Source organism: Phytopseudomonas straminea (genome assembly GCF_900112645.1).
Taxonomy (GTDB): domain Bacteria; phylum Pseudomonadota; class Gammaproteobacteria; order Pseudomonadales; family Pseudomonadaceae; genus Aquipseudomonas; species Aquipseudomonas straminea.
On record NZ_FOMO01000006.1, the window covers coordinates 61103 to 86341 of the forward strand.

22 protein-coding genes are annotated in these 25239 nt (G+C 63.9%); 16 read left to right on the forward strand and 6 right to left on the reverse strand.

What is annotated here, in order from left to right:
* Positions 1–5: 5 nt before the first annotated feature.
* Positions 6–1526 (reverse strand): hypothetical protein, encoded by a 1521-nt coding sequence (locus BM279_RS23215; protein WP_143103603.1) that lies wholly within the window; start codon positions 1524–1526, stop codon positions 6–8.
* 152 nt (positions 1527–1678) lie between these two features.
* On the opposite strand from BM279_RS23215, the gene BM279_RS15735 reads away from it, so the two are divergent.
* A complete protein-coding gene (locus BM279_RS15735) occupies positions 1679–1918 on the forward strand; it encodes a helix-turn-helix domain-containing protein (RefSeq protein ID WP_093505238.1) in 240 nt (79 codons plus the stop codon).
* 402 nt (positions 1919–2320) lie between these two features.
* Positions 2321–2866, forward strand: a complete 546-nt coding sequence (locus BM279_RS15740) for a hypothetical protein (RefSeq protein WP_093505240.1) — start codon at positions 2321–2323, stop codon at positions 2864–2866.
* 75 nt (positions 2867–2941) lie between these two features.
* Here the strand turns inward: BM279_RS15740 and BM279_RS15745 are convergent, their stop codons facing one another.
* Positions 2942–4003 (reverse strand): acyltransferase family protein, encoded by a 1062-nt coding sequence (locus BM279_RS15745; protein WP_093505242.1) that lies wholly within the window; start codon positions 4001–4003, stop codon positions 2942–2944.
* Between the two features lie 363 nt (positions 4004–4366).
* On the reverse strand, positions 4367–5986 hold the full coding sequence (locus BM279_RS15750) for a methyl-accepting chemotaxis protein (protein WP_093505244.1): 1620 nt from the start codon (positions 5984–5986) through the stop codon (positions 4367–4369).
* Between the two features lie 541 nt (positions 5987–6527).
* Between BM279_RS15750 and BM279_RS15755 the strand changes: the two genes are divergently transcribed.
* The 8 genes from BM279_RS15755 (at position 6528) to BM279_RS15790 (ending at position 15249) form a co-directional block, all read left to right on the forward strand.
* Positions 6528–7940, forward strand: coding sequence for a purine-cytosine permease family protein (locus BM279_RS15755; RefSeq protein ID WP_093505246.1), 1413 nt, complete (start codon positions 6528–6530; stop codon positions 7938–7940).
* 78 nt (positions 7941–8018) lie between these two features.
* The gene (locus tag BM279_RS15760) at positions 8019–8987 is read left to right on the forward strand and encodes a carbon-nitrogen hydrolase family protein (RefSeq protein ID WP_093505248.1); all 969 of its coding nucleotides are present in this window, start codon (positions 8019–8021) and stop codon (positions 8985–8987) included.
* Between the two features lie 66 nt (positions 8988–9053).
* Positions 9054–9443 (forward strand): hypothetical protein, encoded by a 390-nt coding sequence (locus BM279_RS15765; RefSeq protein WP_093505250.1) that lies wholly within the window; start codon positions 9054–9056, stop codon positions 9441–9443.
* Between the two features lie 70 nt (positions 9444–9513).
* The gene (locus BM279_RS15770) at positions 9514–10422 is read left to right on the forward strand and encodes a LysR family transcriptional regulator (RefSeq protein ID WP_093505252.1); all 909 of its coding nucleotides are present in this window, start codon (positions 9514–9516) and stop codon (positions 10420–10422) included.
* 141 nt (positions 10423–10563) lie between these two features.
* On the forward strand, positions 10564–12105 hold the full coding sequence (locus BM279_RS15775) for an ABC transporter substrate-binding protein (protein WP_093505254.1): 1542 nt from the start codon (positions 10564–10566) through the stop codon (positions 12103–12105).
* Complete coding sequence (locus BM279_RS15780; protein WP_093505256.1) at positions 12102–13037, forward strand: ABC transporter permease; 936 nt, start codon at positions 12102–12104, stop codon at positions 13035–13037. Before BM279_RS15775 ends, BM279_RS15780 begins: the two co-directional genes overlap by 4 nt.
* Positions 13034–13855 (forward strand): ABC transporter permease, encoded by an 822-nt coding sequence (locus BM279_RS15785; protein WP_093505258.1) that lies wholly within the window; start codon positions 13034–13036, stop codon positions 13853–13855. Before BM279_RS15780 ends, BM279_RS15785 begins: the two co-directional genes overlap by 4 nt.
* Positions 13852–15249 (forward strand): ABC transporter ATP-binding protein, encoded by a 1398-nt coding sequence (locus tag BM279_RS15790; RefSeq protein WP_093505260.1) that lies wholly within the window; start codon positions 13852–13854, stop codon positions 15247–15249. Before BM279_RS15785 ends, BM279_RS15790 begins: the two co-directional genes overlap by 4 nt.
* A gap of 15 nt (positions 15250–15264) precedes the next feature.
* Here the strand turns inward: BM279_RS15790 and BM279_RS15795 are convergent, their stop codons facing one another.
* A complete protein-coding gene (locus tag BM279_RS15795) occupies positions 15265–15975 on the reverse strand; it encodes a tRNA (adenine(22)-N(1))-methyltransferase (RefSeq protein WP_093505262.1) in 711 nt (236 codons plus the stop codon).
* A 107-nt stretch (positions 15976–16082) separates the two neighbouring features.
* A complete protein-coding gene (locus tag BM279_RS15800) occupies positions 16083–16604 on the reverse strand; it encodes an SDR family NAD(P)-dependent oxidoreductase (RefSeq protein WP_093505264.1) in 522 nt (173 codons plus the stop codon).
* Between the two features lie 193 nt (positions 16605–16797).
* Between BM279_RS15800 and BM279_RS15805 the strand changes: the two genes are divergently transcribed.
* Positions 16798–17472, forward strand: coding sequence for a response regulator (locus BM279_RS15805; protein WP_093505266.1), 675 nt, complete (start codon positions 16798–16800; stop codon positions 17470–17472).
* On the forward strand, positions 17469–18809 hold the full coding sequence (locus BM279_RS15810) for a sensor histidine kinase (RefSeq protein ID WP_093505268.1): 1341 nt from the start codon (positions 17469–17471) through the stop codon (positions 18807–18809). Before BM279_RS15805 ends, BM279_RS15810 begins: the two co-directional genes overlap by 4 nt.
* Before the next feature lie 13 nt (positions 18810–18822).
* On the opposite strand, the gene BM279_RS15815 is transcribed toward BM279_RS15810, so the two are convergent.
* Entirely contained in the window at positions 18823–20004 is a 1182-nt protein-coding gene (locus BM279_RS15815) for an MFS transporter (protein WP_093505270.1), read from the reverse strand.
* Positions 20005–20270: 266 nt separating this feature from the next.
* Here BM279_RS15815 and BM279_RS15820 point away from each other — a divergent pair, with 266 nt between their 5' ends.
* The 4 genes from BM279_RS15820 to BM279_RS15835 are packed head-to-tail and all read left to right on the forward strand — an operon-like array spanning position 20271 to position 24998.
* Entirely contained in the window at positions 20271–21275 is a 1005-nt protein-coding gene (locus tag BM279_RS15820) for a helix-turn-helix domain-containing protein (protein WP_093505272.1), read from the forward strand.
* 59 nt (positions 21276–21334) lie between these two features.
* Positions 21335–22264, forward strand: a complete 930-nt coding sequence (locus BM279_RS15825) for a SphA family protein (RefSeq protein ID WP_093505274.1) — start codon at positions 21335–21337, stop codon at positions 22262–22264.
* A 10-nt stretch (positions 22265–22274) separates the two neighbouring features.
* Entirely contained in the window at positions 22275–23501 is a 1227-nt protein-coding gene (locus BM279_RS15830; RefSeq protein WP_093505276.1) for an MFS transporter, read from the forward strand.
* 57 nt (positions 23502–23558) lie between these two features.
* Positions 23559–24998 carry an amidase gene (locus BM279_RS15835; RefSeq protein ID WP_093505278.1) on the forward strand — a complete coding sequence of 480 codons (1440 nt, stop codon included), beginning with the start codon at positions 23559–23561 and terminating at the stop codon, positions 24996–24998.
* The last annotated feature ends 241 nt before the right edge of the window (positions 24999–25239 follow it).

The window sequence follows — 25239 nt, forward strand, 5'->3', positions numbered from 1 at the left end:
AGAAGCTACGCCTCCATCATAACCACTGAAAAGGTGGAGCTATATTTTTCCGCCACTGAATCAAGCACCCCTCTGAGCGCATCCTTTTGTATATCTCGCCCCGTTGGAGTTACCAGCTTTTTCTCCACCTCGACATCCGTACTCAACAGCGTATATCGCCCACCCTCAGACTCTAAAACATTACCTTTAACAGAAATTATTGCACCAAGAACATTACCCCCAAGGGGGACAGAAATCATCACAACACACGCCACAGGCATACTTGAATCAAAATCGTCCCCTTCAACACCAAATTCAACTCGAAAAGCCCCCTTTAAGTTAAGAGCACGATCCATGTAATGAAGTACATCCGCATATTTAACCAACTCTTCCAAGGATATTTTTACATCACTACCAAGATCAAAGAATGAAGCCAACCTCATTGCACACTCTAGTGCCTCCAACTCCTTCTCATATACAAACTCTCCCTTACTGCCCTTTAAAGTAAACTCAAGCAGTGGATACCCCTCGAACTCCAACTCACAATTCAACTTCTTCCTTGCGCTAGCAATCAAGCCAACAAAAATAAGCAAATCCCTGAATTGTTTCAGCCCTGCACTTGCTCCAGCACCAAATGAGAAATTGTACACAGCCGCGCTGGTGTACGGATTTAGGCATATATCAAAGAAGTCACTCTCAACCCTCATCCTCGCCATTTCTCGCGGCACAGAAGAGTTAAATGGAGATACATATAGGCGCGCAGGAAAATCAGCACCAACAGAAAAAACATCCTCTTTAAATCTAATAACCCCGACAGCTGTGGGACTTAGACTTGGCATTTCCATTCGCCCATCTTTCAAACTAAGAAATGGATTTTCATCCTCTATCCCAAATCGTCTATAAAAACCTTTAACGCTAGATACAGGGACAGACTCCTTGGCACCTATAGAAACATCAATCAAATCCTGCAGATTTTGAGCACCCTCAGTTGTAAAGCGCATTTGCGCACAACCATCTTCAAACCCCGCCGAACTCAAAAGATCGGACTTATCCGAAACATATTTCGCAAGATCTTCCCCCACATACTCAACTATCTTCTCCCTTAAAGCATTACCACTAGCAACAGGCAGCTGCTCTGCCTCACCATAACTTATGGTCATTGTTTTCTTATTAAGTGCAACTCTTTCACCTAGCTCTCTAATTCTTTTTAAAACCCTGGAAATTATATCCTCACCCACATGCACTAAATACGCCCGTTCAACACCACTACCGCCATCAAACTCTAGAAACAAAAAGAAGGCTGGCATTGGAGCCGTAACCAGCCGCCGCAGGTTTGACAGCTTTATTGCCAAGCTCCGCTTTCTCTTATCAGTAGATTTCACTTGAACTTTGCATTCACACGGCCCCCTGTGCAAATCCATGGGCCCACCAGATGAGGAGAACGGAAATTCCACATAAAAATCCCACCCAGTGACATCGGCAGCTGAAGAGTCATTTGGAATAAGCCCTGCATCTGCACACCAAGCACTAAATATGCTCTCTCCCAAGCGCCCCAAATCCCTCATAACCCCTCCAAGCACCAATGCCATTCACAACTAATGATGCACGAACGAAAGCTGCACAAACAGCAACGCCCGGCCAATTGATGCTAATCCCCCTGTAGTGCTCCCAGAGATCAAATTTGGTGTAGTGAAAAGGCATGCCCATCAAGCCTCATCAATCCGTCCTTGTCAGCATATTTGCTGAGAATGTGCGGCGTACACGCCAAGAACTCGGACTCTCGCAAGAAGAGCTAGCCGAGCGTGCAGGCGTACACCGTACATACGTGGGCATGCTTGAACGGAGCGAAAAGAACGTGACGATCTACAACATCGAACGGATTGCGCTGGCGCTGGGCGTAGAGCCGGCCATTCTCCTGACCCGAACAGGGAGCCGGTGAGCCTTGCTGGATAAGCCCAAGCCCCAAGTGCGGGCGCCGGTTCAAATCCCCATTGCCACCCGGGGCGACAGCAACGTAGATTCTCGGTGAACCATCAACCAGCCCCATCAGGGTGTGACACTGCAGAGCTGGTGCTGGGCCTCAAGCGCAGGGATTTAGCGGCTTGTAGAGGGGACGTAGATTCACGGTTGACCATTCCCCCGGCTCCACCAAACAAACCCCTGATTTTCCTAGAGAAAGTCAGGTTTTTTTCTTTGGGCAGACTTCTCTATAAAAGCTTGCTACCTAAGTTCGGTAGGACCACACGGTTTAAATACGGTGGTAGTGCTAGGTCGGGGAGGCAGAGGAGCGGCGCAGCTGGCGCCCTCGCCTCTAACCATCGACACTCGAAAAGGGATTTCCATGAGAGCGTTTCTGATAGCGGGCCTGGCTTTGGCCGTCAGTGCCTGCGGCAACATTGCCAATATGCGTGCTTACTCCAAGGCCTATATGGAGCCAGCCTCGGGTGATACGGCACGGTTGCGCGTCATCACTAACGGTATGGCCCGTGGCGTGCCGGGCAGCGATTGCATCGACTGGCGCGTGCCCGGCGCCGGGATAATGGCCGTGGCCCAATCCGGCTTTGCCGACCAGAACAACGGCCGCAGCCTGGGGATGCCCCCAGGTGGCCGCGAAGTACGCGGCCACCTGGCGCGCAGCGAGATGAAAGTACCGGCCGGCAAGCCTTTTGCCATGAACTTCCAGAGCACCGGCTACATCTCGGGTGGCTATTCCTACAGCTGCCAGCAGACCTTTCGCTTCACACCGCAGGCGGGCCAGGACTATGAGCTGATCCTGCTGGATAGCGGAATGTGCGTGGTCGGCCTGCAACACTTGAACTCCGAGGGCAAAGCCGAGAACGAGCCTGTTGAAAAGGCTGGTCTCTGCAATGCACTGGATGCCTTTTAGTCTGCTGAAACCCCACGCTGCAGCCCCCCGAAAATAAAAAACCACGCCAGGCGTGGTTTTTTATAGCCGTTCGCATCAGGCCGTCGCCCTTTTCTGTAGCGGCGCGGTGGCGCGGTTGACCCGCGTCTTGGCGCCGAAGAAGGCCACGCTGAGAACATGCAGCGGGCCGATGCGCTCCAGCACCAGTTTGAATGCCACCGGCAGCAGCAGCCCCATCGCCATGCTGACGACGAAGACCAGCAAGTCCTCCTGCACCTGCAGCTTATTCAGTACGATGCGCGCCCCCGCCGTACCGAAGACGTGGAACAGGTAAATCTCGAAGGAGAAATAACCCAGCCAGGCCAGCGGCATGAAGTAGAAGCGCCGGGCGATCAGCAGGCTGATGGCGGCCAGGCCCAGCGCCGTTCCGACCAAGGCCAGGTTGGCATCGTCGAGGTCAAGCAGCGCGAACAGATAGGCCTGGTCGATACCCACCAGAATCACCAGCGCCGCGGCCATGGTGATGACGCTACTGCGGGTGATCAGTTGCGCGCTGAAGCGGTAGAGCCCCAGGCCCAGCAGGAAGAACGGCAACAGTTCCACCGCCCGGTCGAGGCTGAACAGGTTCGGGAAGCTCTCCGACGCGAAGGACGCCGCCAGGGCCGCGGCGAACACCAGCCCATAGTTGCGTAACGTCAGCAGCAGGCCAGCCTTCTCCAGCAGCGAAATCACCACGAAGATGCAGAAGATCGCCTGCAGGAACCAGAAGTGCGCGTAGCTGAAGAAGTAGATGCTGAAAATATCGCCCAGCTGCGGCTTGTCGTTGGTGTTGGGCACGATCATCTGCATGACGAAGAACAGCGTCGAGACCGTCAGTAGCGGTATGCCGACGCGTTTAAACTTGCCCTGGTAGAAGCGCGACAACTCACAGTCGGCGTTCACCGGCCGCAGCGCGTAGACATAGCCCGAGATGGCGGTGAACAGCGGCATGCGGATGTAAACGAGGGAATCGTAGAGGTAGCGCAACGCCGAGTCGTCCGGCACCTTCATGCCCAGGTCGGGCGAACTGCCGATGACATGGCCCGCTACCATCAGAAACAGCGCCAGTCCGCGAATCGTCTCAATTCGCAGATCCTTCTCGGGCGTGGTCTTGGTCATGCTGAGTCCTCTGTACTAGCTAAGCGAGACAGCGTTTCCCCGAAGATGGGAACGGATGCCGACGAATCGATCATCTGAGCGCGATGGGCTTCGACTAGTTCAGCGGTGAGGCACTAAAAGCGGGCAGTCCTGAAGCATGGGCCGATTGAGACAACAACCTGTACCGATGAAAGCGTCGAGAGAGTGCCAAAGTCGATACGGCACTCGGATCTAGAGGCGGATCGCAGGGAGGCGATAAGGAGCATCAGACCGGCCACCTTTTGAGGTGTGGCAGACTTCCCCATCAGCATGACGCCTATCGCACCCATGACAATTCGTCTGCCAACCAGGGCTTGCCGCCCCAGCTAAAGTAAACAACAGCCATCAAACCTTGAAACGACGCACCAGCCCACTCAGGTCGCCGGCCAGGCGCGACAGTTCCTGGCTGGCGGTCTGGGTTTGTTCGGCGCCGGCGGAGGTCTGGATCGACAGGTCGCGGATGCGCACCAGGTTGCGGTCCACTTCGCGGGCGACCTGGGCCTGTTCTTCGGCAGCGCTGGCGATTACCAGGTTGCGTTCGTCGATGCCGCTGACCGCCTGGGTGATGGTGCTCAGGGCCTGATTGGCGGCGCTGGCCTGCTCCTGTGTCTGGCGGGCCTGGTCGGCGCTGGTCATCAGGGCCGAGACGGTCTGGTTGGTGCCCTGCTGGATGCCGCCGATCATTTGTTCGATTTCTCGGGTCGACTCGCCGGTGCGATGGGCCAGCGAGCGCACTTCGTCGGCTACCACGGCGAAACCGCGCCCAGCCTCGCCAGCACGCGCGGCCTCGATGGCAGCGTTGAGGGCCAGCAGGTTGGTCTGCTCGGCCACAGCGCGGATCACGTCCAGCACCTTGCTGATGCTCTGGGTCTGCTCGGCCAGATTACGAGCCTGATCCGAGGCGCTCAGCACGTTGCCGGTCAGAGAGCCGATGGCGCTCAGGGTATCGGTGAGCTGCACCTGGCCGAAGCGCGCGGTTTCGGCGGCGGCTTTGGAATCGGCCGAGGTGGTTACGGCGTTGGACGCCACTTCTTCCACAGCGTGGCTCATCTCGGTCACGGCGGTGGCGGCCATCTCGATCTCGTTGTTCTGCTGCTGCAAACCCTGGGCGCTCTCGCTCATCACCGCACTCATCTCTTCGGTGGAGGCAGCCAGTTGCTCGGCGGACTTGCCAATGTGCTCCAGGGTGCTGCGCAGGGTGGTCTGCATGGAGTGCATGGCCTGCAGCAGCTGGGCCGCTTCGTCCTTGCCGGAGAGATCAAGCTGGCGGGTGAGGTCGCCCGAGGCGATGGTCTGGGCGGCGGCAACAGCACTGCCCAACGGCGCCGTCAGGCTGTGGGTCATCCGCCAGGACAGCAGCAGGGTTAGCGCCACGGCGACAATGATGGCCAGCACGGTGACTTTCTGCGAGTTGGCGAACAGCGCCACTGCCACTTCGGTGTGATGGTTGGCCTCGTCGAGGTTGATGCTCTGCAACTTGCCCGAGGACGCATTCATGGCGATGCCCAGATCGTTCAGCCGTTTCGCTAGCAGGTCGCGCACATCATCCATGCGGTCCTGTTTGATCAGGGTGACCAGGGTCGCGTCATGCTGCAGGTACTCATGGAAGATGTCGGTCAGTTTGCCGAAGTGCTCCTGCTCCTCGGGCGACACGATCATGGTTTTGTAGCGCGCCAGTTCGGCTTCGATCAGCACGCCGATGTCCTGGATCTTCACGTAGGTGGCATCGACCTTGGCGGGGTCGGCGGCCAGACGCAGGGTCTCCAGGCGCAGGCGTGCCAGCGCCAATGCCAGCTTGCTGCTCGACACGATAGCCGGAATCGAGTTCTGCTCGATCACTTCGCTCTCGCTGCGGATATTGCTCATCTGGTAAAGGCTGAACAGTCCCAGCATCACTACCAGAATGGCAATGGTGCCAAAACACAACAGACTCCGGCGGGCGATGGGCATGGATCGAAGGTTCATGGCGGATCTCATCCTTAAGAAGGTCGGGGAGCGAGGCAGGAGCGGCGGCAAGGCGTGCCGCTGCTAAACAGCGGAACTTTGTTACAAGGCTTAACAGGTTAGCAGCAGAACGTGGCTGAGGCGTACCTGAAAGTAGCTATCTAGAGCGGTCAAGCAGGATTCTCCAAGGGCAATCTTTCAGTGCCAGGCTGCGGTTTAATCAGTGCATCAAGAGCATGCTCTGCACGTTCATATCGACTTACCTGCAAGAAACTTTATTTTGTCGCCAAAATTTGGACGCCCAAGCTATCCAGTGATCTTGGCCGATATGCCATCCGCATAAGCAACGTATTTAGCTTTCACCTTCGTCCTCGTCACGCGCCCTCAAAAAACGCCTGCCTGTGCACGCTCGAATGCTTTCACTTTCGCGAAAGTCAGCTTGAGAAACCCGGAATTTACAGCCTTCCAGAGCGCCCCCAATACTGAGGTCGCCTGCGCAGGCATGGGCTCAGCCCGCAGTGCAAAGGCTTCCAGATAAGCGCATAACAACAAGAGGCGCCCTATGAACACGCCGAGCAATGCCGGACGTGAGCTGCCCAAGCTCGAAGTCCGCTCGATCGATTACGTGCCGCGTGAAGAACGCCATGGAAAGATCTGGCACCAGGGACCGTTCTGGTTCACCGGCAATTTCGTCTTCCTGACCATGATGGTCGGCTTCACGGGCCCGAGCATGGGGCTCGGCTTGCTGTGGAGCATCCTTGCGGTGGCGCTCGGCGCCTGCTTCGGCACCATTTTTATGGCGCTGCACGCCAACCAGGGCCCGAAGATGGGCTTGCCGCAGATGATCCAGTCCCGCGCGCAGTTCGGCAGCCGCGGCGCCATCGTGCCGTTCGCCGCGACGGTGTTCGTGTACATCGGTTTTATCGTGTTCGGGGTGATTCTGGTCACCCAGGCGCTGCAACTCGTGCTGCCGGGCTCCAAGGCGTTCTGGTACCCGGCGCTGGTGGTGCTGTCGATCATCCTGGCGGTGGTGGGTTATGACCTGCTGCACTTCGTGCAGCGCTGGCTGACCTATGTGCTGATTGCCACCTTCGCCGTGGTTACGGTGATGGCCGTCACCGCCCTGCCCCAGGCCTCGACCGTGACGGTAGCCGCCACGCCGCACTGGGACACCACCGCGTTTCTGGTGCAGCTGTCTCTCGCCGCCGGCTACAACATCAGCTATTCGGTGTACGTGTCCGACTACTCGCGCTACCTGCCCGAGGATGCGCCGAGCGGCAAGCTGATCTTCTGGACGTACCTGGGCGCGGCCGGCTCGGCGGTGTGGCTGATGTCGCTGGGCGCGGTGCTGGCCACCTACCTGCCGGGCGCCGATGGCATCGTCGCGCTGGTAACCACCGGCAACTACTTCTTCGCAGGTTTTGGCGTGTTCGTGGTGCTGGTCGGCGCCGCCGCGCAGCTGTCGGTGACCGGGGTGAACTGCTACGGCGCGATGCTCACCGGCCTCAGCGCGGTGGACGGCTTCCGCCCGGTACGCCCGACCCTCGGCCTGCGCGTGGTTGGGCTGACGCTGGTGGGCGTGGCATCGATCATCGTTTCGCTTTCGCTGCCCGAGGCGTACATGACCAGCTTCAATGGCTTCGTGCTGCTGATGCTGTACTTCCTGATCCCGTGGACGGCGGTGAACCTGGTCGACTTCTATGCGGTGCGCAAGGGCCAGTATTCGATCAGCGAAATCTTCAACCCACAGGGCATCTATGGGCGCTGGGCCTGGCAGGGCATTGCGTCCTACGCCGCGGCGTTCCTCAGCATGATTCCGTTCTTCTCGCTGCCCTTCTATGTCGGCCCGGTCACCGAGGCGCTGGGCGGTGCAGACGTGGCCTTCATCCCCGGCCTGCTGGTGGGTGGCGGCCTCTATTACCTGCTGGCCCTGACCGGCAACGAGCGCCCAAGCGCTGCACCGAATCAGCTCTAACCACTTCCTTGTTTCTGCAAACCTACCTCTGAGGGCGGCCGGGCCGCCCTCGCTCACCCGCTTTTCAGGTGCATGCCCATGAACGAGAAAACCATCGCCCTTATCCAACAGCCACCAGCAGTGCTCGACACCGCGCAAACGCTGGAACGCGCCGTCGCGCATATCGCCGAGGCCGCGGCCCGTGGTGCACAGTTGATCGTGTTTCCGGAAACCTGGGTGAGTGGCTACCCAGCCTGGGTGTTCGGTATGGCCGGCTGGGACGACGCCCATGCCAAGCGCTGGTATCAGCGGCTGCTGGCCGACAGCCCGGTGCTCGGCGCCCACGACGATATGCATGATGGCCTGGCACCGATACGCGCCGCCGCCCGCGAGCACCAGGTGAGCGTGGTGGTGGGCATCAACGAACGGGCACGGGCGCAGAGTGGCTCGCTGTTCAACTCGCTGGTGACCATCGGCGCTGACGGCTGCCTGCTAAACGTGCACCGCAAGCTCACCCCGACGCACACCGAGCGCAACGTGTGGGCCAATGGTGACGCCGCCGGCCTGCGCGTGGTGGACACACCGGTCGGCCGCGTTGGTGGGCTGATCTGCTGGGAGCACTGGCACCCGCTAGCCCGCCAGGCGCTGCATGCCCAGGACGAGCAGATCCACGTCGCCGTCTGGCCGGACATGCCTGAGATGCACCATATCGCCGCCCGCTCCTACGCCTTCGAGGGGCGCTGCTTCGTGCTGTGCGCCGGGCAATACCTGACCACCGCTGATCTGCCCTTTGACCTGCTCGATGCCTATCGCCAGGGCGCCGGCGCTGAACAATCGGTCGATGGCGTGCTGTTCGCTGGTGGCTCCGGAGTGGTCGGCCCGGATGGCATGTGGCTGGCGCCGCCGCTGGTGGGCGAGGCTGGCATCGTGATGGCGACTCTCGATTTGGATTGCGTCGATGCCCAGCGCCACGACCTTGATGTGGCCGGGCATTACCTTCGCCCGGATGTGTTCGAGCTGCACGTCGACCGCCGCCCGCGCACCGGCATCGCGCTGCGCGACAGCTGATTGCCCTCGCTGGCGCTGACGAACCCTCGCCAGCGCCATCTTATTTATCTCTTCGAATAACTCATCATGAACGACGTACTGCTTGCCACTGCCCTGCTGTCCCTCGCCCTTGGCGCCCTCTCCGGCTTCGCCGTGCTCACCTGTGTCGACTACCCGGAAAAGGCCCGCGCACTGGGCGTGATCAATCCGATGCGCATTCGCCAGGCGCATATCGACTGGATAGTGATGGGCACCGTGATGGTCTCCACCGCCCTCGCCGTGCCCGACATGCCGGGCTGGATCTACGCGCTGGTGATGTTCGGCGGCGTGGTCAATCCGCTGACCTTCGTGCCCATGGCCTTCTCGAAGACCGTGGACACGACGCAGGCGTTTCGCCTGGTATCGCTGGTGTCGTTCACCTCATTGAGTCTGGGGTTGGTGCTGGCGGCAGGGCATTTCATCAGCACCCATTTCTGAGCACAGCGGCGAACGGAGAGCTGCCATACTCGGCGGGCCTTTAACACAGCCCCAATGAGCGGACGACACCATGCTGGCCAACCTCTCGGATATCGACCTGAAAATGCTGCGCATCTTTTGTTCGATCGTCGAGGCGGGCGGCTTTACCGCCGCCCAGGTGCCGCTGAACACCAGCCTGCCGCGCCTGAGCGTTACGGTGCGGGATCTGGAGACGCGCCTGGGTTACACCCTGTGCCGGCGCGGCAAGGGCGGCTTCCAGCTGACCGAGCAAGGCGCCCAGGTATACGCCGCCGCCCAGGAGCTGTATGCAGACATGGAGCGCTTCCGCCAGCGCCTGGTGCTGCTCAATGCTCACCATCCGGAAACGCTGCGCGTCGGCAGCCTGGACAACCTGATCACCCTGGAGCCGGCGCCCCTGCCCTACGCTCTGAGCAAGCTGCGCGAAGCTATCCCGGACACTCGCCTGGTGCTACAGGTGCTCACCGCCGAAGGGCTGGAACAGGCGGTGATCAATGGCGACCTGGATCTCGCCATCGGCGTGTTCGATCACCAGCTCTCGGGGCTGCATTACCTGGAGTTGTTCGGCGAGGAACAGAACCTCTATTGCGGCCGGGGCCACCCGGTGTTCGAACGCGCCGACAGCACGCTTGGCGATGCCGATATCTTCACCGCCCAGTACGTCGACCGCGGCCTGGTGGTGGAGAACCGCAAGCCGTTCACCTTTCCGTTCAACAGCGTATCCAGCGCCGCGTCGACCGAAGCCGTCGCCTCGCTGGTCGCCTCCGGCCACTTCATCGGCTATCTGCCTACCCACTATGCCGACGTGCTGGTGGCGCGCGGCGTGCTGCGACCGATATGGCCAGCGCGCTTCGCCTACCACGCGACCTGCCACTGCATCACCCGCCAGGGCAGCGCCCGCAGCGCGTCCATGGAGATCTTCATCGACGCGCTGCTCGACGCGGCGGCGCTCGCCTCATAGATCTGAACGCGAGTAACAAAACGTTGCGGATCATTTTCTAGACGATACAACATAACATTACTATATTGCCCGCCCGTTTTTCTTATCGGGCAGTGTGGCGCTAGCTCCTGCTCGTCAATCGGACTTGCCAAGGATCTGCCCATGCCTCTCAGAACCCGCCCTCACCTTTCACTGCTCGCTGGCGCCCTCGCCGCCTGGCTGACACTGACATCCGGCCACGTCGGCGCCGAAGATCGCGTGTTCGACGTGGTCGCGCCGTTCGAGATCGGCGGGCTGGATCCGGCGATTTCCGGTTTCATTTTCCAGCGCATGCAGATCACCGAAACCCTGCTCGAGGCCGATGCCAAGGGTCAGCCACTACCGGCACTGGCCGAGCGCTGGAGCGTTTCGGGCGACGGTAGGCAGTGGACCCTGTCGATCCGCCAGGGCGTGAAGTTTCATGATGGCAGCGACCTCACCGCAGCCGTCGCCGCTCATGCTCTGGAGGCGGCGCGCAAGAAGCCCGGCATGCTGCGTGACGCGCCGATCACCGCGATCAGTGCCAATGGCAATGACGTGGTGATCGCCCTGAGCAAGCCCTTCAAACCGCTGGCGGCGCTGCTGGCGCACTCGTCCACCAACATTCTGGCCAGCGCAGCCTATGACGCCGACGACAACGTCAAGCAGATCATCGCCACCGGGCCCTATCGGCTGACCCTGCTGGAGCCGCCGCAGCGCCTCGCCGCCGAGCGCTTCGACGGTTACTGGGGAACCAAACCGAGTATCGAGAAGGCCACCTACCTCGGCGCCGGTCGCGGCGAAACCCGCGCTCTGATGGCCGAGAGCGGTGGTGCTGAACTGGTGTTCCAGCTCGATCCGCCGAGCATCGCGCGCCTGCAGCGCAACCCCAACGTGCAGGTGCTGATGGGCCCGGTGCCGCGCGTGCTAGTGCTGGCGGCGAATGCCGGCAACGGCGCCACGGCGCCGGTCGAGGTGCGCCGTGCCCTGAGCCTGGCGATCAACCGCGAAGGCATCACCGCCGCCGTGCTGCGCGCCCCGGGTACTGGTGCGACGCAGATGTTCGCCGACAGCGTGCCGGCCTGGCATGACGCCAGCCTGCCGCCACTGAAGTACGACCCGCAGGCGGCTCGTGACCTGCTCAAGGCCCAGGGCTGGGCGCCAGGCGCCGACGGCATTCTGGAAAAGGACGGGCAGCGCCTGCAGCTCAAGCTGCTCACCTACTCCGACCGCCCGGAACTGCCGCTGATCGCCACCGCCCTGCAGGCGCAACTACGCGAGGTGGGCGTGGATGTGGAGGTTGCCGTGGGTAACGCCAGCGCGGTTCCCGCCGCCCATAACGACGGCACCTTGCAACTGGCCCTGTACGGGCGCAACTACGCCCTGGTGCCCGACCCGCTGCTGACCCTGATGGCCGACTTCGGCAACGGTGGCGCCGAGTGGGGCCCGCTGGGCTGGAACAACCCGCAGTTCGACCAAACCCTGACCGCCCTGCTGGCCAGCAATGACCCGGCCGAGCAACAGCAGCTGCGCAACAAACTGATGGCGCTGGTGCAGACCGATCTGCCACTGATTCCGATCGCCTGGTATCGCCAGTCCATTGCCGTGTCCAAGCAGATCGAAGGCGCCGCTATTGACCCATTCGAGCGCACCTTCGGCCTGAGCACCATGCGGTGGCGCCCATGATCCGGCTGCTGGGCTTTCGCCTGCTGCAGGCGGTAATGGTCGCCGTGCTGATCGGCGCGCTGACCTTTCTGCTGATGAGCCTGCTGCCCGGTGATGCCGCCTACCGCATCGCCGCCGGGCGCTATGGCTACGACATGGTCAACAGCGCCGCCGCTGAAGCGGTGCGCGCCGAACTGGGCCTGGACCAACCGGTACTGTGGCGCTTCACCGCGTGGATCGGCGACTTGCTGACCCTCGATCTGGGCAACTCGCTGGTTACCGGCCGGCCGGTGATGGACATGGTCGCCCACGAACTGGGCAGCTCCGTGCGCCTGGCGGTCGGTGCCGTGCTGCTGTCCTTTCTGATTGGCCCGCCGATCGGAGTGATCGCCGGCTTGCGCCCGGGTGGCGTGCTGGATCGCGGCCTGCTGCTGCTCAGCACGGTCACTCGCGCCATCCCGCACTTCGTGCTCGGGGTGATTCTGGTGATGATCTTCTCGGTGTGGCTGATGGTGCTGCCGTCCGCCGGCCACGGCAGCTTCACCCACACCATCCTGCCGACGCTGACCCTGGCGCTGGGGCTCGCGGCGGTCTCCTCCCGGGTCGCAAGGGACGCCACCGTGGCGGTGGCGTCGTCCGCCTACTTCGCTTTCGGGCACCTCAAAGGTCTGAGCGGCACCCAGGTATTCCTGCGCCACGGCCTGCGCAATATCGGCGTGCCGGTGGTGACCTACCTCGGCGTACAGCTGGTGTACCTGATCGAAGGCGTGGTGGTGGTCGAGACCCTGTTCGCCTGGCCGGGCATCGGCCATGGCCTGGTGCACGCCATCGTCCAGCGCGACGTGCCCATGGTGCAGGGCACCGCGTTGGCCATGGGGCTGATGTTCGTGCTGCTCAATACCGCCGTGGACCTGCTCAACCACCTGATCGACCCGCGCCGGAGAACCGCATGAGCCTGGAAATCGCCATCGCCGAGGCGGCGCCCGCACCGCGCGCGACCGTCCTTTACATCGGCCTCGCCCTGCTCGCGGCACTGGTCGCCTTCGCCGTCTGCGTACCACTGTTCTGGGGCGTGGACATCGCCAAGCAGGACTACAGCGCGATTCTCGCAGGCCAGAGCAGCGCCCATCCGATGGGCACCGATCACCTGGGCCGCGACATGCTCGCGCGCCTGGCCGCTGCAGTGCGTCTGTCGCTGGGCCTGGCGCTAGTCAGCGTCGCCACCGCGGCCATCCCCGGCGTGCTGCTGGGTATCCTGGCGGCCTGGAAAGGTGGTTGGGTCGACAAGGGTCTTGGGCTGCTGGCCGAGATGTTCCTGGCCCTGCCCGGCCTGCTGTTGGTACTGCTGATCGTGGCCATCTACCCCGGCTCGTTTCTCGCCCTGTATGGCGCGGTGGCGCTGGTGCTGTGGATCGAATATTTCCGCATGACCCGCGCCCTGGCGCGCACCGTGCTGGCCTCGCCAGCGGTGGCCGCCTCGCAACTGCTCGGCTTCGGTCCGCTGTACATCGTTCGTCGCCACCTGTTGCCGGAACTGGCTCCGCTGCTGATGACCATCGCCGCCTTTGGCGCGGCCGCGGCGATCATGGCCATCGCCGCCCTGGGCTTCGTCAGCGTCGGCGTCAAGCCGCCGACCGCCGAGCTGGGACTGATGATCACCGAGCTGCTGCCGTACTTCGCCGAAGCGCCGTCGGTGATCGCCCTGCCGATCACCGTGATCTTTCTCATCGTTCTGTCATTGCTGCTGATTGCCGGGGGGCGCAAGCCATGAAACCACTGCTGAGCACCCGCGCCCTGGAAATCCGTACCGCCAGCGCGCAACTGGTCGAGCCGCTGTCCATCGACCTGTGGCCAGGCAAGGTGCTGACCATCATCGGCGAAACCGGCTCGGGCAAGAGCCTGTTCGCCCAGGGCATCGTCGGCAACCTGCCACCGGGCCTCGCCGCCCACGGCGAGATCGAACTCGCCGGCGGCCTGCGCGAACCCGGTCAGGCCAACGGTCGCCGCGCCACCTGGGGTCGCGAACTCGCCGTACTGCCCCAGGAACCCTGGCTGAGCCTGGACCCGACCATGCGTGCCCTCGATCAGGTGGCGGAAACCTACCGCTACGTGGTCGGCAAGAGTGCTCAGGAATCCCGTCAGCAGAGCCGTCAGGACCTTGCGCAGTTGGGCATCGAACAGGCCGAGGCGAAGTTTCCCTTCCAGCTCTCCGGCGGCATGGCCCAACGCCTGGCCTTCGCCGCCACCCACGCCGGTGGCGCCAAGGTGATGATCGCCGACGAACCCACCAAGGGCCTCGACAGCGCGCGTATCGGCGAGGTGATCGGCCTGCTGCAGGCGGGTATCGCCGAGGGCGGCGCGCTGCTGATCATCACCCACGACATCGAGGTGGCGCGCCGGCTCGGTGGCGAGGTGATGATCATGCTCAAGGGCCGCGTCATCGAGAGCGGCAGCGCCGAGCAGGTCCTCGACGCACCGAGCCACGAATACACCCGCCGCCTGCTGAACGCCGATCCGGCGCGCTGGCCGCGCGAAATGCCGTCAACGCTGAGCGGCGAGCCGGTGGTGCAGGTGCGCGACCTGGCCGTGGAGCGTGGCGAACGGGTGCTGTTCGAGGGCTTGTCGTTCGACGCGCGCCCGGGCGAAGTGGTCGGCGTGACCGGCCCCTCGGGCTGCGGCAAGTCGACCCTGGGCGACGTCATTCTCGGCCTGATGCAGGCGCGCAGCGGCAGCGTGACCAAGCACCGCGAGGCGCCGCGCGTGGCCTTCCAGAAGCTCTACCAGGACCCGGTGGCGGCCTTCGCGCCAACGGTCACCCTGGGCCGCTGCCTGACCGATCTGGTCAAGCTGCATCGCCTCGATGCCAGCCGTATCGACGGGCTGCTGCACCGCCTGCGCCTCGACCGCGGCCTGCTCGACCGCCTGCCCGGCAACGTCTCCGGCGGCGAGCTGCAGCGTTTTTCCCTGCTGCGCGTGCTGCTGCTCGACCCGGTGTTCATCTTCGCCGACGAACCCAGCTCGCGCCTCGACCTGATCACCCAGCAGGAGATGATCGAACTGCTGGTGGAAACCGCCCGGGAACGCCGCACTGCGGTCTTGCTGGTCAGCCACGACGAGGCGCTGATCGAGGCGGTAGCGGATCAGCGTATTCGCCTGGGCAGCTGAATGGGTACGGCGGATTCAGCTCTTGGCTGAACCGCCGTCCGCAGCCAGCATCTCGTCGATCCAGCGCACCTGACGCTCCAGCTTTTCATCCGTCTGGCCCTGCTGAGCACGGGTCAGGCCGGCCAGGGTCTTTTGCTTGAGGCGCAGCAGACGCTGCCACTTGGCGAGAAAAGCCGGGCTGCGGTCTTGCAGCAACAGCGGGCCGAAGTACAGCTCCCGTTCGCTGTAGCACGTCGGCTCGCTGGGCGCGGCAACGATGATTTCGTAGAAGAAGCGATTCTCCTGCAGCAGCTCTTCATGGCGGATGCGGTAGCCGTTATCCATCAGCCACTGACGCAGCGGCTGTTCGCCGCCATTGGGTTGCAGGATCAATAGCTCGTTTCCGGCGAGCCGCGTCCTGTCCCGCGCGAGGATGTCGCGAATGGTCTCGCCGCCCATGCCGCAGAAGCTGATGGCGGTGATGTGGTCGCCAGGCTCGATGGCCGCCAGACCATCGGCCAGGCGTACGGCGATGCGATCACCCAGCTCGTGTTCGCGCACGCTGCGCGCGACCGCGCGCAATGGTGTGAGCGCTACCTCGCCGGCCACCGCCGCGCTGATCACCCCGCGCTGCATCAGGGCGACGAGCAGGTAGCCGTGATCGGTGCCGATATCGGCAAGCCGGGCCCCGGTGGGCACCTGGGCGGCGACGCGCTCAAGGCGTGCGGAGAGTTGGCGTGGGTTCAACGGCGGCCTCGTGGTCAGCGCGCGTAACCAAGGCTTGGCCGCGCGGCCGGCGATTCTGTCGGCCAACGGCCGGCGAGGCAACTGCCAATGGCACTGCCGTGGCGTACTCAGCAGGCGCGCTGGCCGCCGATCAGTGCGCTCACACTGAGCGTGCCCACCTGCACACCTTCACAGGTGCGCGCCTCCTCCAGGCATTGCAGGCAGTACTGCGCATCGACGCCGTGGACACATAACAGGTTCGTGGCGTCCGCATCGAGCAGGATGGCGCCGGCCTTGCGCGAGCGCATGTCCGGCAGCAGCTCGCTAACCACTGCGGCCAGACTCAGTTCGCTAGCCTCGGCGACGTGATCCGGCCCATTGCTGGAATCCAGGCCGTAATACATGGCGTCGATGGGCCCGACGCTGCTGCGAATGGAGCGGATCATCGCGCGGGCCTGCTCCGGGTGCGACAGGTCACCGGTAAAGGTGCGGGTGGCGATATCCTCGCTTTCCAGCACGCTGGTCAATGCCTTCACGCAATGCCCATGGTCGGCCACCAGCACCACGTCATAGCCCTGGTTGCCATACTGTCGGGCGGCCAGCGCACCCACGCTGTTGTGAGCCCCAAAAACCACGAACGTGCGACTCATGCCTCACCCCACCCAAGAGTTGTGCACAGGCGCAGCACGCCGGCATCGCCTTGTGGGCGGCGGCCACCTTGCCTCGGCGGCCGGTTGGCCGTTGCGGGCGATGGTCACCCGGCAACATTGCCTGAACATTGCGCCGCGTTTTTGCCGGCTCCGCTACTATGTGCAGCTCCGATAAACCGCGCGGTAACGCACCTTGCGAATCCTCCTCGTCGAAGATGACCTGCCCATGGCCCAGGCCCTGCAACAGGCGCTGGGCCGGCACGGTTTGCTGGTGGATTGCGTGCACTCGCTGGCAGCGGCAGGCGCGACCCTGCGGCTGAACGTGCATGACCTGTTGATTCTCGACCGTGGCCTGCCCGATGGCGATGGCGTGGGTTTCATCGCTACCGCCAGGCGGCTCTGCCCGGCGCTGCCCATCGTGCTGCTCACCGCCCGCGGCGAGATCGCCGAGCGGGTCGACGGCCTCGATGGTGGCGCCGACGATTACTTGGTCAAGCCGGTGGCGGTCGACGAGTTGCTGGCCCGGGTACGGGCGATTGCCCGGCGCCCGGCCACCATGGTTCTGCCTACCGCGACCCTTGGCGCGCTGTCGTTCGATTTCAGCGCCCGCGAGGCCATCGTCGATGGCCAGGCGCTGCCGTTGCCACGGCGCCAGCTGTTGATTCTCGAGGCGCTGATCTACCGCCAGGGTCGCACCGTACTGCGCGAGAACCTTCACGAGGCGGTGTATGGTCTGGCGGACGAGATCCAGTCCAACGCCCTGGACGCCCACGTGTCGCGGCTGCGCCGGGCGCTCAAGGACGCCGAGACCGGCGTGGAGATCGCGGTGATCCGCGGCGTCGGCTACCTGCTCAAGGAAAGCCGATGAAAGCCGTCCACAATCCATCGCTGATCGGTCGCCTGCTGTGGTCGCTGTGCATCATGCAGGTGGTGGTGCTGGTGGCGGCGATCGCCGGCACCCTCTATCACATCATCGACGACCAGTTCACCTTCATGGACGACGCGGTGATCGACGTCCTGGAAGACTCCATCGCCATCACGCCCCAGGGCCTGGTATTCGAGCCCAACGAGCCGTTGCGCGAGTTGCAAGCCACTAACCCTGGTCTATGGGTGGTAATCGGCGACGGTAACGGGCGCCGTGAAGAACTTGGCAGTGTGCCGGGCGAATACCGCGAACTGGCGAATTACGTTTCAGTGCTCGGCATCTCACAGATACGCGCGCTGCCGGAGCACCGTCATCTGACCATGCGCATCGAGGTCAAGGAGATCCAGGGGCAACGGGTGCACATCATGGTCGGCGGTGTGGCGGACCTGAGCTTCACCAGCCTGATCGTCCAGGCCACCGGGCTGCTCAGCCCCTACTTCCTGACGCCGCTGCTGCTCTTCACCCTGCTGGCCACGCCCATCGTGGTGCTGCGCGCCATGCGTGGCGTGCGCCGGCTGGCCAGCCGCGCTGCGGCGCTGGATATATCCCAGCCCGATGCGCACCTGCCCGAGGATTCGGTGCCGCGGGAAATCCGCCCGCTGGTCAGTGCCTTCAACGCGGCCATGGAGCGATCCAGCAAGGCCTATCACGCCCGTGACCGTTTCCTGCGTGACGCCGCCCATGAGCTTCGCATGCCGATCGCCGTGTTGATGGCACGCCTGGACGGCATGCCGGCACACCCCATCAAACCCATGTTGCAGATCGACCTGGCACGCCTGGCCACCGTGGCCGAGCAGTTGCTCGACCTGCAACGGCTGCAGTCGCCAAAGGTGGAGTTCGAGGTAGTGGATCTGGTCGCGCTGAGCCGCGAAGTGATTTCCGATATCGCCCCCGTGGCCCTGACCCGCTGTGACGACCTGGTGCTGGAGGCACCCGAACATCCGGTGTGGGTGATGGGCCAACCCAGCGCCCTGAGCCGGGTGATCACCAACCTGCTGCAGAACGCTCTGGTGCACGGCGCCGGCGTGGGCAGCATCAGCTTGCAGGTCGGCGCGAACGGCAGCATGGCAGTGGCGGACCAGGGCCCAGGCGTAGCGCTGGAAGATCGCGAGCAGATCTTCCAGCCGTTCTATCGCGGCAAGACCGAACAGCCGGGCCACGGCCTCGGCCTGCATCTGGTACAGGAAATCGTGCGGGCCCACGGTGGGCGTATCACGGTCGAGGACGCCACCGGCGGCGGCGCCATATTCAGGGTGCAGCTGCCGCTGGCTCCGGCTTAAGCGAGCGCGACAATCAGGCGCAAGGGCTGGCGCCTACACGGCGGCTGGCCAGCGGGCGAATCACGCTGAGCAGCCCCAGCAGCGCGATGCCGGCGCCGACCCACAGCGGCGCGCGCAGGCCGTAGCCGGCCTCGATGGCCGCGCCACCGGCCCAGCTGCCGAACGCCAGCCCGGCGGTGATCACCGACGTGTGCAGGGTGTTGACCAGGGCGCCGGGCTCGGCGGCCTTCATCACCCGCGCGACCATCGCCGGGTTGAGCGCCACGCCGGTCAGGCCGATGGCGATAAAGCAGGTCAGGTTGAGCCAAAGGTTGTCTCCGGCCACGGCGAAGCCGCTCATGGCCAGCACCAGCACTACCAGCCCAAGGCCTAGCGCGGTGAAGGTATGGCTGTCGGCGAAACGGCCGACCACCATGTTACCGATCAGATTGGCCACACCGTAGAGCGCCAGCATCGGCGCGACCTGGCCGGGCGCCAGGCCAACCTCTTGGATAAGGATCGGCGTGCAGTAGCTGAAGGCGGCGAAAGTCGCGCCAATGATCAGCCCGCTGGTCAGGTACGCGCCCCACAGGCGGCGGGTGCGCAGGGATTTGATCTGTTCGCCAAGGCGAGCTTCGCCGCCAGCCTCGCCTTTAGGCAGGCGCATGGCAGCCAGCAGCGTACAGACCAGCGCCAGGCCGACCACCGCCCAGGCGCTGGCGCGCCAGCCGTGATGCTGCTCGATCCAGGCGGTCAGCGGCACGCCGGCCACCGGCGAGAGCATCAGGCCGGCGAGCACCACCGATACCGCGCGACCGCGTTCCTGATTGGAGACCATCGCCGCACACAGGGTCATGCACAGACCGATGCAGGCCGCACTGGACACGCCCATGATGATCCGCGCCAAGGCCAACACCGGGTAGCTGGTGGCCGCCGCGGCCAGCGCGCCGGCCAATACGTACACGGCCAGCAAGCCGACCAGCGCCGGCTTGCTACCAATGCCGCGCGACAGCAGCAGCACGGTCACCGGCGGGCCGCCGAGCGCCATGCCCAGGGCGTAGAAGGCGATCAGGTTGCCGACCTCGCCCAGGCTCACCGAAAACGCCTCGGCCAGGGCGGGCATCATGCCGGCAACCATGAATTCGGCCGTGACCAGCGAGAAGATCGTCGCACCCAGCAGGTAGATGGTGAACGGCAGTTTGGGACGAGCGGACATGGGCGACCTTGAGTCTGGAAAAAACGGGTCGCCACCCTATGCATTCAAGCCGCGAGGGTCAAATGAACGCGGTGCATACCGCTCATGCCCAACGGCAATGGTGCGATCTAGACGCCTACTTCACGCATGCTCAGCCTTCCGGCTCGCCGCAGTCGGCTATCCCATTTCGGCACAAGTTAACATTGTTAATCATTAATCGATTTTACGGAACGGAAATTGCCTTATTGTGAGAGCAACCGCATCGAACCGCAGTAGAGGTTTCGAAAATGCACAGTTCTCTGGTCACCATGTCCGATTCGCCTCAATTCGCGCCGCCTTCGGCAATCCGCTACCGGCGCTCTCAGGATATCGAGGAACATGCTCAGCTTTCAGGCTGGCAACTGCGTTACGACCAGCTCAGCGCCGGCCGCTTCAGTGGCGAGATACTCGAGGTGCAGCTCGACGGCATGCAGCTGATCCGCGATCGCGCCAACCAGGCAATGCTCAAACAGGCGGCCACCTGGCCCGGCGCGATTGTTTTCGCCATGCCGATGCGCTGCGCCGACCCGCACCTGCATTGCGGGGGCCATTCGATTCACGCACCAAGCCTGCTAATCGGCCGCGGCGCCCAGCTGCCGGAACTGCGTGTGCATGGCGATCTGGATGCAGTGTGCATCGCCATCGACGAGCAATCGTTGCAGCGCACCCTGCACCAGCAACAGCGCGAACTCGACCTGACGCGTCTGTCGCGCTGTTACCAACTGCTCGGCCAGGCCGACCAGCAGCAGCTGATCAGCCTGTTCAGCAGCGTGCTCGACCAGCAGGCGCCCGGCGCCGCGCTACTCGACCACGGCACCATCCGCGGCGCCATCCGCGATGCGGTGATCATGCATCTGCTGGAGCTGATCGACAGCGAAGACGACCACTCGCTGTCGCCCAGCGCGCGCCGTCGCATGGTCGACCGCGCCCGGGATTACGCCCTGGCTCATCCGGAGCGGCCGATCAACATTCTCGAGCTGTGCAACCAGATCGGCGCCAGCCGCCGCAAGCTGCAGTACTGCTTTCAGGAAGCGCTGGGCATCAACCCGATCGCCTACCTGCGCACCATCCGCCTAAACGCCGTGCACCGCCAGTTGCGCCACGCCAGCGAGGCCGATTCGGTACAGAGTATCGCCGCCAACTGGGGCTTCTGGCACCTGAGCCGCTTCGCCAGCGACTACCGCCAGCTGTTCGGCTGCAAGCCGTCGGAGACCTTGCGTCAGGCTCGCCAATACTGTGCTGAAAACGGATAACGGCAGGCGCTGAAGCCGCCCTAGGCTGACCTCCCACACAATAATAAAAGGGGTCAGCCATGACGGTTCGCCGTGCGTCACTCGTTCATCTCTCCGCCCTTCTCGGCGCCACCCTGCTGCTCGGCAGCCAGGCCCAGGCCACGGAAAACGGGGCACCTACCACGCCCGCTGGGCTCAACGACTTCGGTGCCGGCATGACGCCGCCGCCCACGCCGTTCGGCACCCTGGGCGTGCGCGCGGCCTACTACTCCACCAACCAGTTGAAGGATGGCGACGGCAGGAAGGTCAATAACGCCTTCTCACTGGACGTGCTGTCGCTTGGCGTGGCCTACATCCGCATGACCGACCAGCAGCTGTTCGGCGCCCGCTACGGCTTCGCCATCGTCCAGCCGTTCTTCCAAATGGACGCCCGACTGAAGGTCGATACCCCGTTCGGCCCCCTGCGCTTCGAGAAGGAAGTGTTCCGCCAGGCCGACACCCAGATCACCCCGTTGATCCTGCAGTGGGACGTTTCGCGCAACCTGTTCGTCAATACCAGCCTGCAGATTCAGGCGCCAACCGGCGATTACGACAAGGACCGGCTGATCTCCCCCGGCCTCAATCACTGGACCGTCTCGCCGGTGCTCAACGCCACCTGGATCAGCGACGGCGGCTTCGAGGTGTCGTCCAGCCAGCAGCTGGACATCAACAGCCGCAACCACGCCACCGACTACCGCAGCGGCACCGAGTACCGCCACGAGCTCGCCGTGGGCCAGCACGTCGGCCCCTGGACCGTCGGCCTGGGCGGTTACTACTACCAGCAGATCAGCGATGACGACGCGCCCAACCTGCAGACCGGCAACCGCGCCCGGGTCATCGCCGTCGGCCCGGCCGTGAGCTTCTTCAAACCCGGCCTGCCGCCAGTATGGCTGCATGCCTACAAGGAGTTCAGTGCCGAGAACCGCAGCGAAGGCTACAACGTCGCGCTGCGCGTCGCGTACAGCTTCTGAGGTGGCCGCCATGACGATCGAATCTTCCGTGTCATCCCAGGGCAGCGCACGCCAGGCCGTGACCCGCCGTGAAGGGCTGGTGCTGATACTGGGCAGCAGCCTGACCATCATGGGCTCGGTGATGGTCGCGCCCATCCTGCCCAAGCTCGGCGCCGAATTCGGCCCGCTGGAGCCGCGCGCCGATGTGCTGGTGCCGTTGGCCATCACCGGGCCGGCCCTGGCCATCGCGCTGTTCGCCCCGCTGGCCGGCTGGATCGCCGACCGCGTGGGTCGCAAGGCGCTGCTGGTCATCGCCACGCTGATGTACGCGCTGCTCGGCGTGCTGCCGGCACTGCTCGATGACCTCAGCCATATCGTCGGGGCGCGACTGCTGTTCGGCTGCGCCGAGGCGGCGATCATGACCTGCTGCGCCGCGTTGATCGCCGACTACTGGCAGGGCGAGGACCGCATGCGTCTGGTCAACCTGCAGGTGGTCGCCATCGGCCTGGTCGGCTCGCTGTGCTTCGTGATCGGCGGCGCGCTGGGCGAGCAGTCCTGGCGGCTGCCGTTCTACCTGTACCTGCTGCCGCTGCTGCTGATTCCCGCGATGCTGCGGGTGCTCTGGGAACCGCCGGTGCGGGTGGCGAGCAGCCTCGAGGCGGACGACACACCGGTGTCCATCCCGCGTCTGGTGGTCGGCTACCTGCTGATTCTCGGCGGCATGGTGCTGGCCGTGGTGGTGCCGGTGCAGTCGCCGCTGCTGCTGGCGGGCATGGGCATCACCTCCAGCACGATGATCGGCGCCTGCGCCGGCCTGGGCCTGCTGTCCAGCCTCGGTGGTTCGATAGCCTGGCCGCTGCTGCGCCGCGCCCTTGGCATTCCCGGTTGCAATGCCTTGCTGCTGGGGCTGATGGCCACCGGTCTGTGGCTGCTGATCCACGCTGGCAGCTATCAGGACATGCTGATCGCGGTGGTCGTCCATGGCCTTGGCGTCGGCCTCCTGGTGCCCAACGCCATGGCGCCGGTAATGAACGCCCTGAGCGCCACCACCCGCGGCCGCGGCCTGGGCGGCTTTACCGCCTGCCTGTACATCGGCCAGTTCGCCAGCCCGCTGGCGGTCGCCACGCTGACGGCACTGGGTTACGACCTGCGCGACGCCATCGGCTGGCTGGCCGCCGCCAGCCTGGCCTACGCGGCCATCTGGCTGGTCGCCGCACTGGTCGGCCCACGCGCCGCGCCCGTCGTCTCCCATCCCTGAATTTCCCTTTGCCCCGCTGGCGTGCCAGCGGGCGTTACTCACTAGCCGAGGTTTGCCATGAGCGACATTCACACCCTGATGGATCACTACGACGCCACCGGCCTGGCCGGCCTGGTCGACAAAGGCGAGGTCAGCCCCGGCGAGCTGCTGGAAGCGGGCATCGCGCGCCTGGAACAGGTCGAGCCGCAGCTCAACGCAGTAGCCGAAAAACTCTACGACAGCGCCCGCCAGGCCAAGCTCGGCAATGGCCCGTTTCGCGGCGTGCCGACGCTGATCAAGGATCTGTTCGCACCGCTGGACGGCGCGCGGATGAGTAACGGCTCGCTCGCACTCGGCGAAGCACGCATGGGGCTGGACGACACCCTGGTCAGCCGCCTGCGCGAGGCTGGCTGCCAGTTCATCGGCACCACCACGGCGCCGGAATTCGGCACCTCCTACACCACCGAGTCGACCCGCTTCGGCGCCACCCGCAATCCGTGGGACACCGCGCGCAGCGTTGGTGGCTCCAGCGGCGGCGCGGCGGCACTGGTCGCTGCCCGGGTGGTGCCCTTCGCCCATGGCAATGACGGCGGTGGCTCGTTGCGCGTGCCGGCCTCCTGCTGCGGCGTGTTCGGCCTCAAACCCAGCCGCGGGCGCATGCCCAGCGGCCCGCTGACCGGCGAAGGCTGGGCGGGCATGAGTACCGCCCACGCGATCACGATGTCGGTGCGCGACAGCGCTGCACTACTGGATATCACTGCCGGTGCAGACCTCGGTGCGCCCTACGCTGCGCCGTGGCAGCACGAGCCCTTCGTGGACAGCCTGCGCCGCCCGCCGCGCCCGCTACGCATCGCCCTGGTCGAGCACCTGACGCCCTGGACCACCGGCCCGGAGGCGCTGGCTGCGGTGCGCCACACCGCCCAGCTGTGTGAATCCCTCGGCCACCATGTGCAGCACGCCAGCCTGCCGGTCGATGCCCTGGCCTTTCTCGATCAGGTGTTCGACATCATCGGCGCCAGCACCAGCAGCTACGTCACCCTGGTCGGCGAGATGCGCGGCGCGCCGGTCAGCCTCGAAGAGCTGGAGCCGCGCACGCGCATCATCCTGCGCGAGAAGGGCAACGCCAGCGGTGCTCGCTACGCCGATGCGGTCGCCAGCATTCACATGCTGGGCCGGCGCCTGGCCGCCTTTCTCACCGAATACGACCTGATCCTCACCCCGACGCTGACCCGCGAACCGCCGCTGATCGGCACCCTGGACCCGTTCGATGAGAGCCTGAGCCTGGCCACCCTGATCGACCGCTTCCACAGCTATTCGCCGTTCACCGCGCTGTTCAACGCCAGCGGCCAACCGGCCATGTCGGTGCCGCTGTACTGGACCGCCGGCGGCCTGCCCCTGGGCTCGCACTTCGCCGCCCGCTTCGGTGAAGAAGGCACCCTGCTCGCCCTCGCGGCGCAACTGGAACAGGCCCAACCCTGGGCCGGCCGCGTGCCCCCCGTAAGCGCCCAGCGCCGCTGAGGGGTACTGCGGGTATCGACCGCAAGGCGATACCCGCAACACCTAGCCCATCGATACATCTACATTTCCCGCTCCGCTCTGCCACCAAAACGCCCAATAAATGAGCAGCCGGCACCCACCGTGCGTCATTTGGTGACACGCCTGTTACAGCGCTTGCCCCGCGAAAACCCGCGTTCTTCGCCTAACTCTCTGTTATTTATCACGAATTCTTTGACCAACCAAACATGGCCCGACTCTTGCC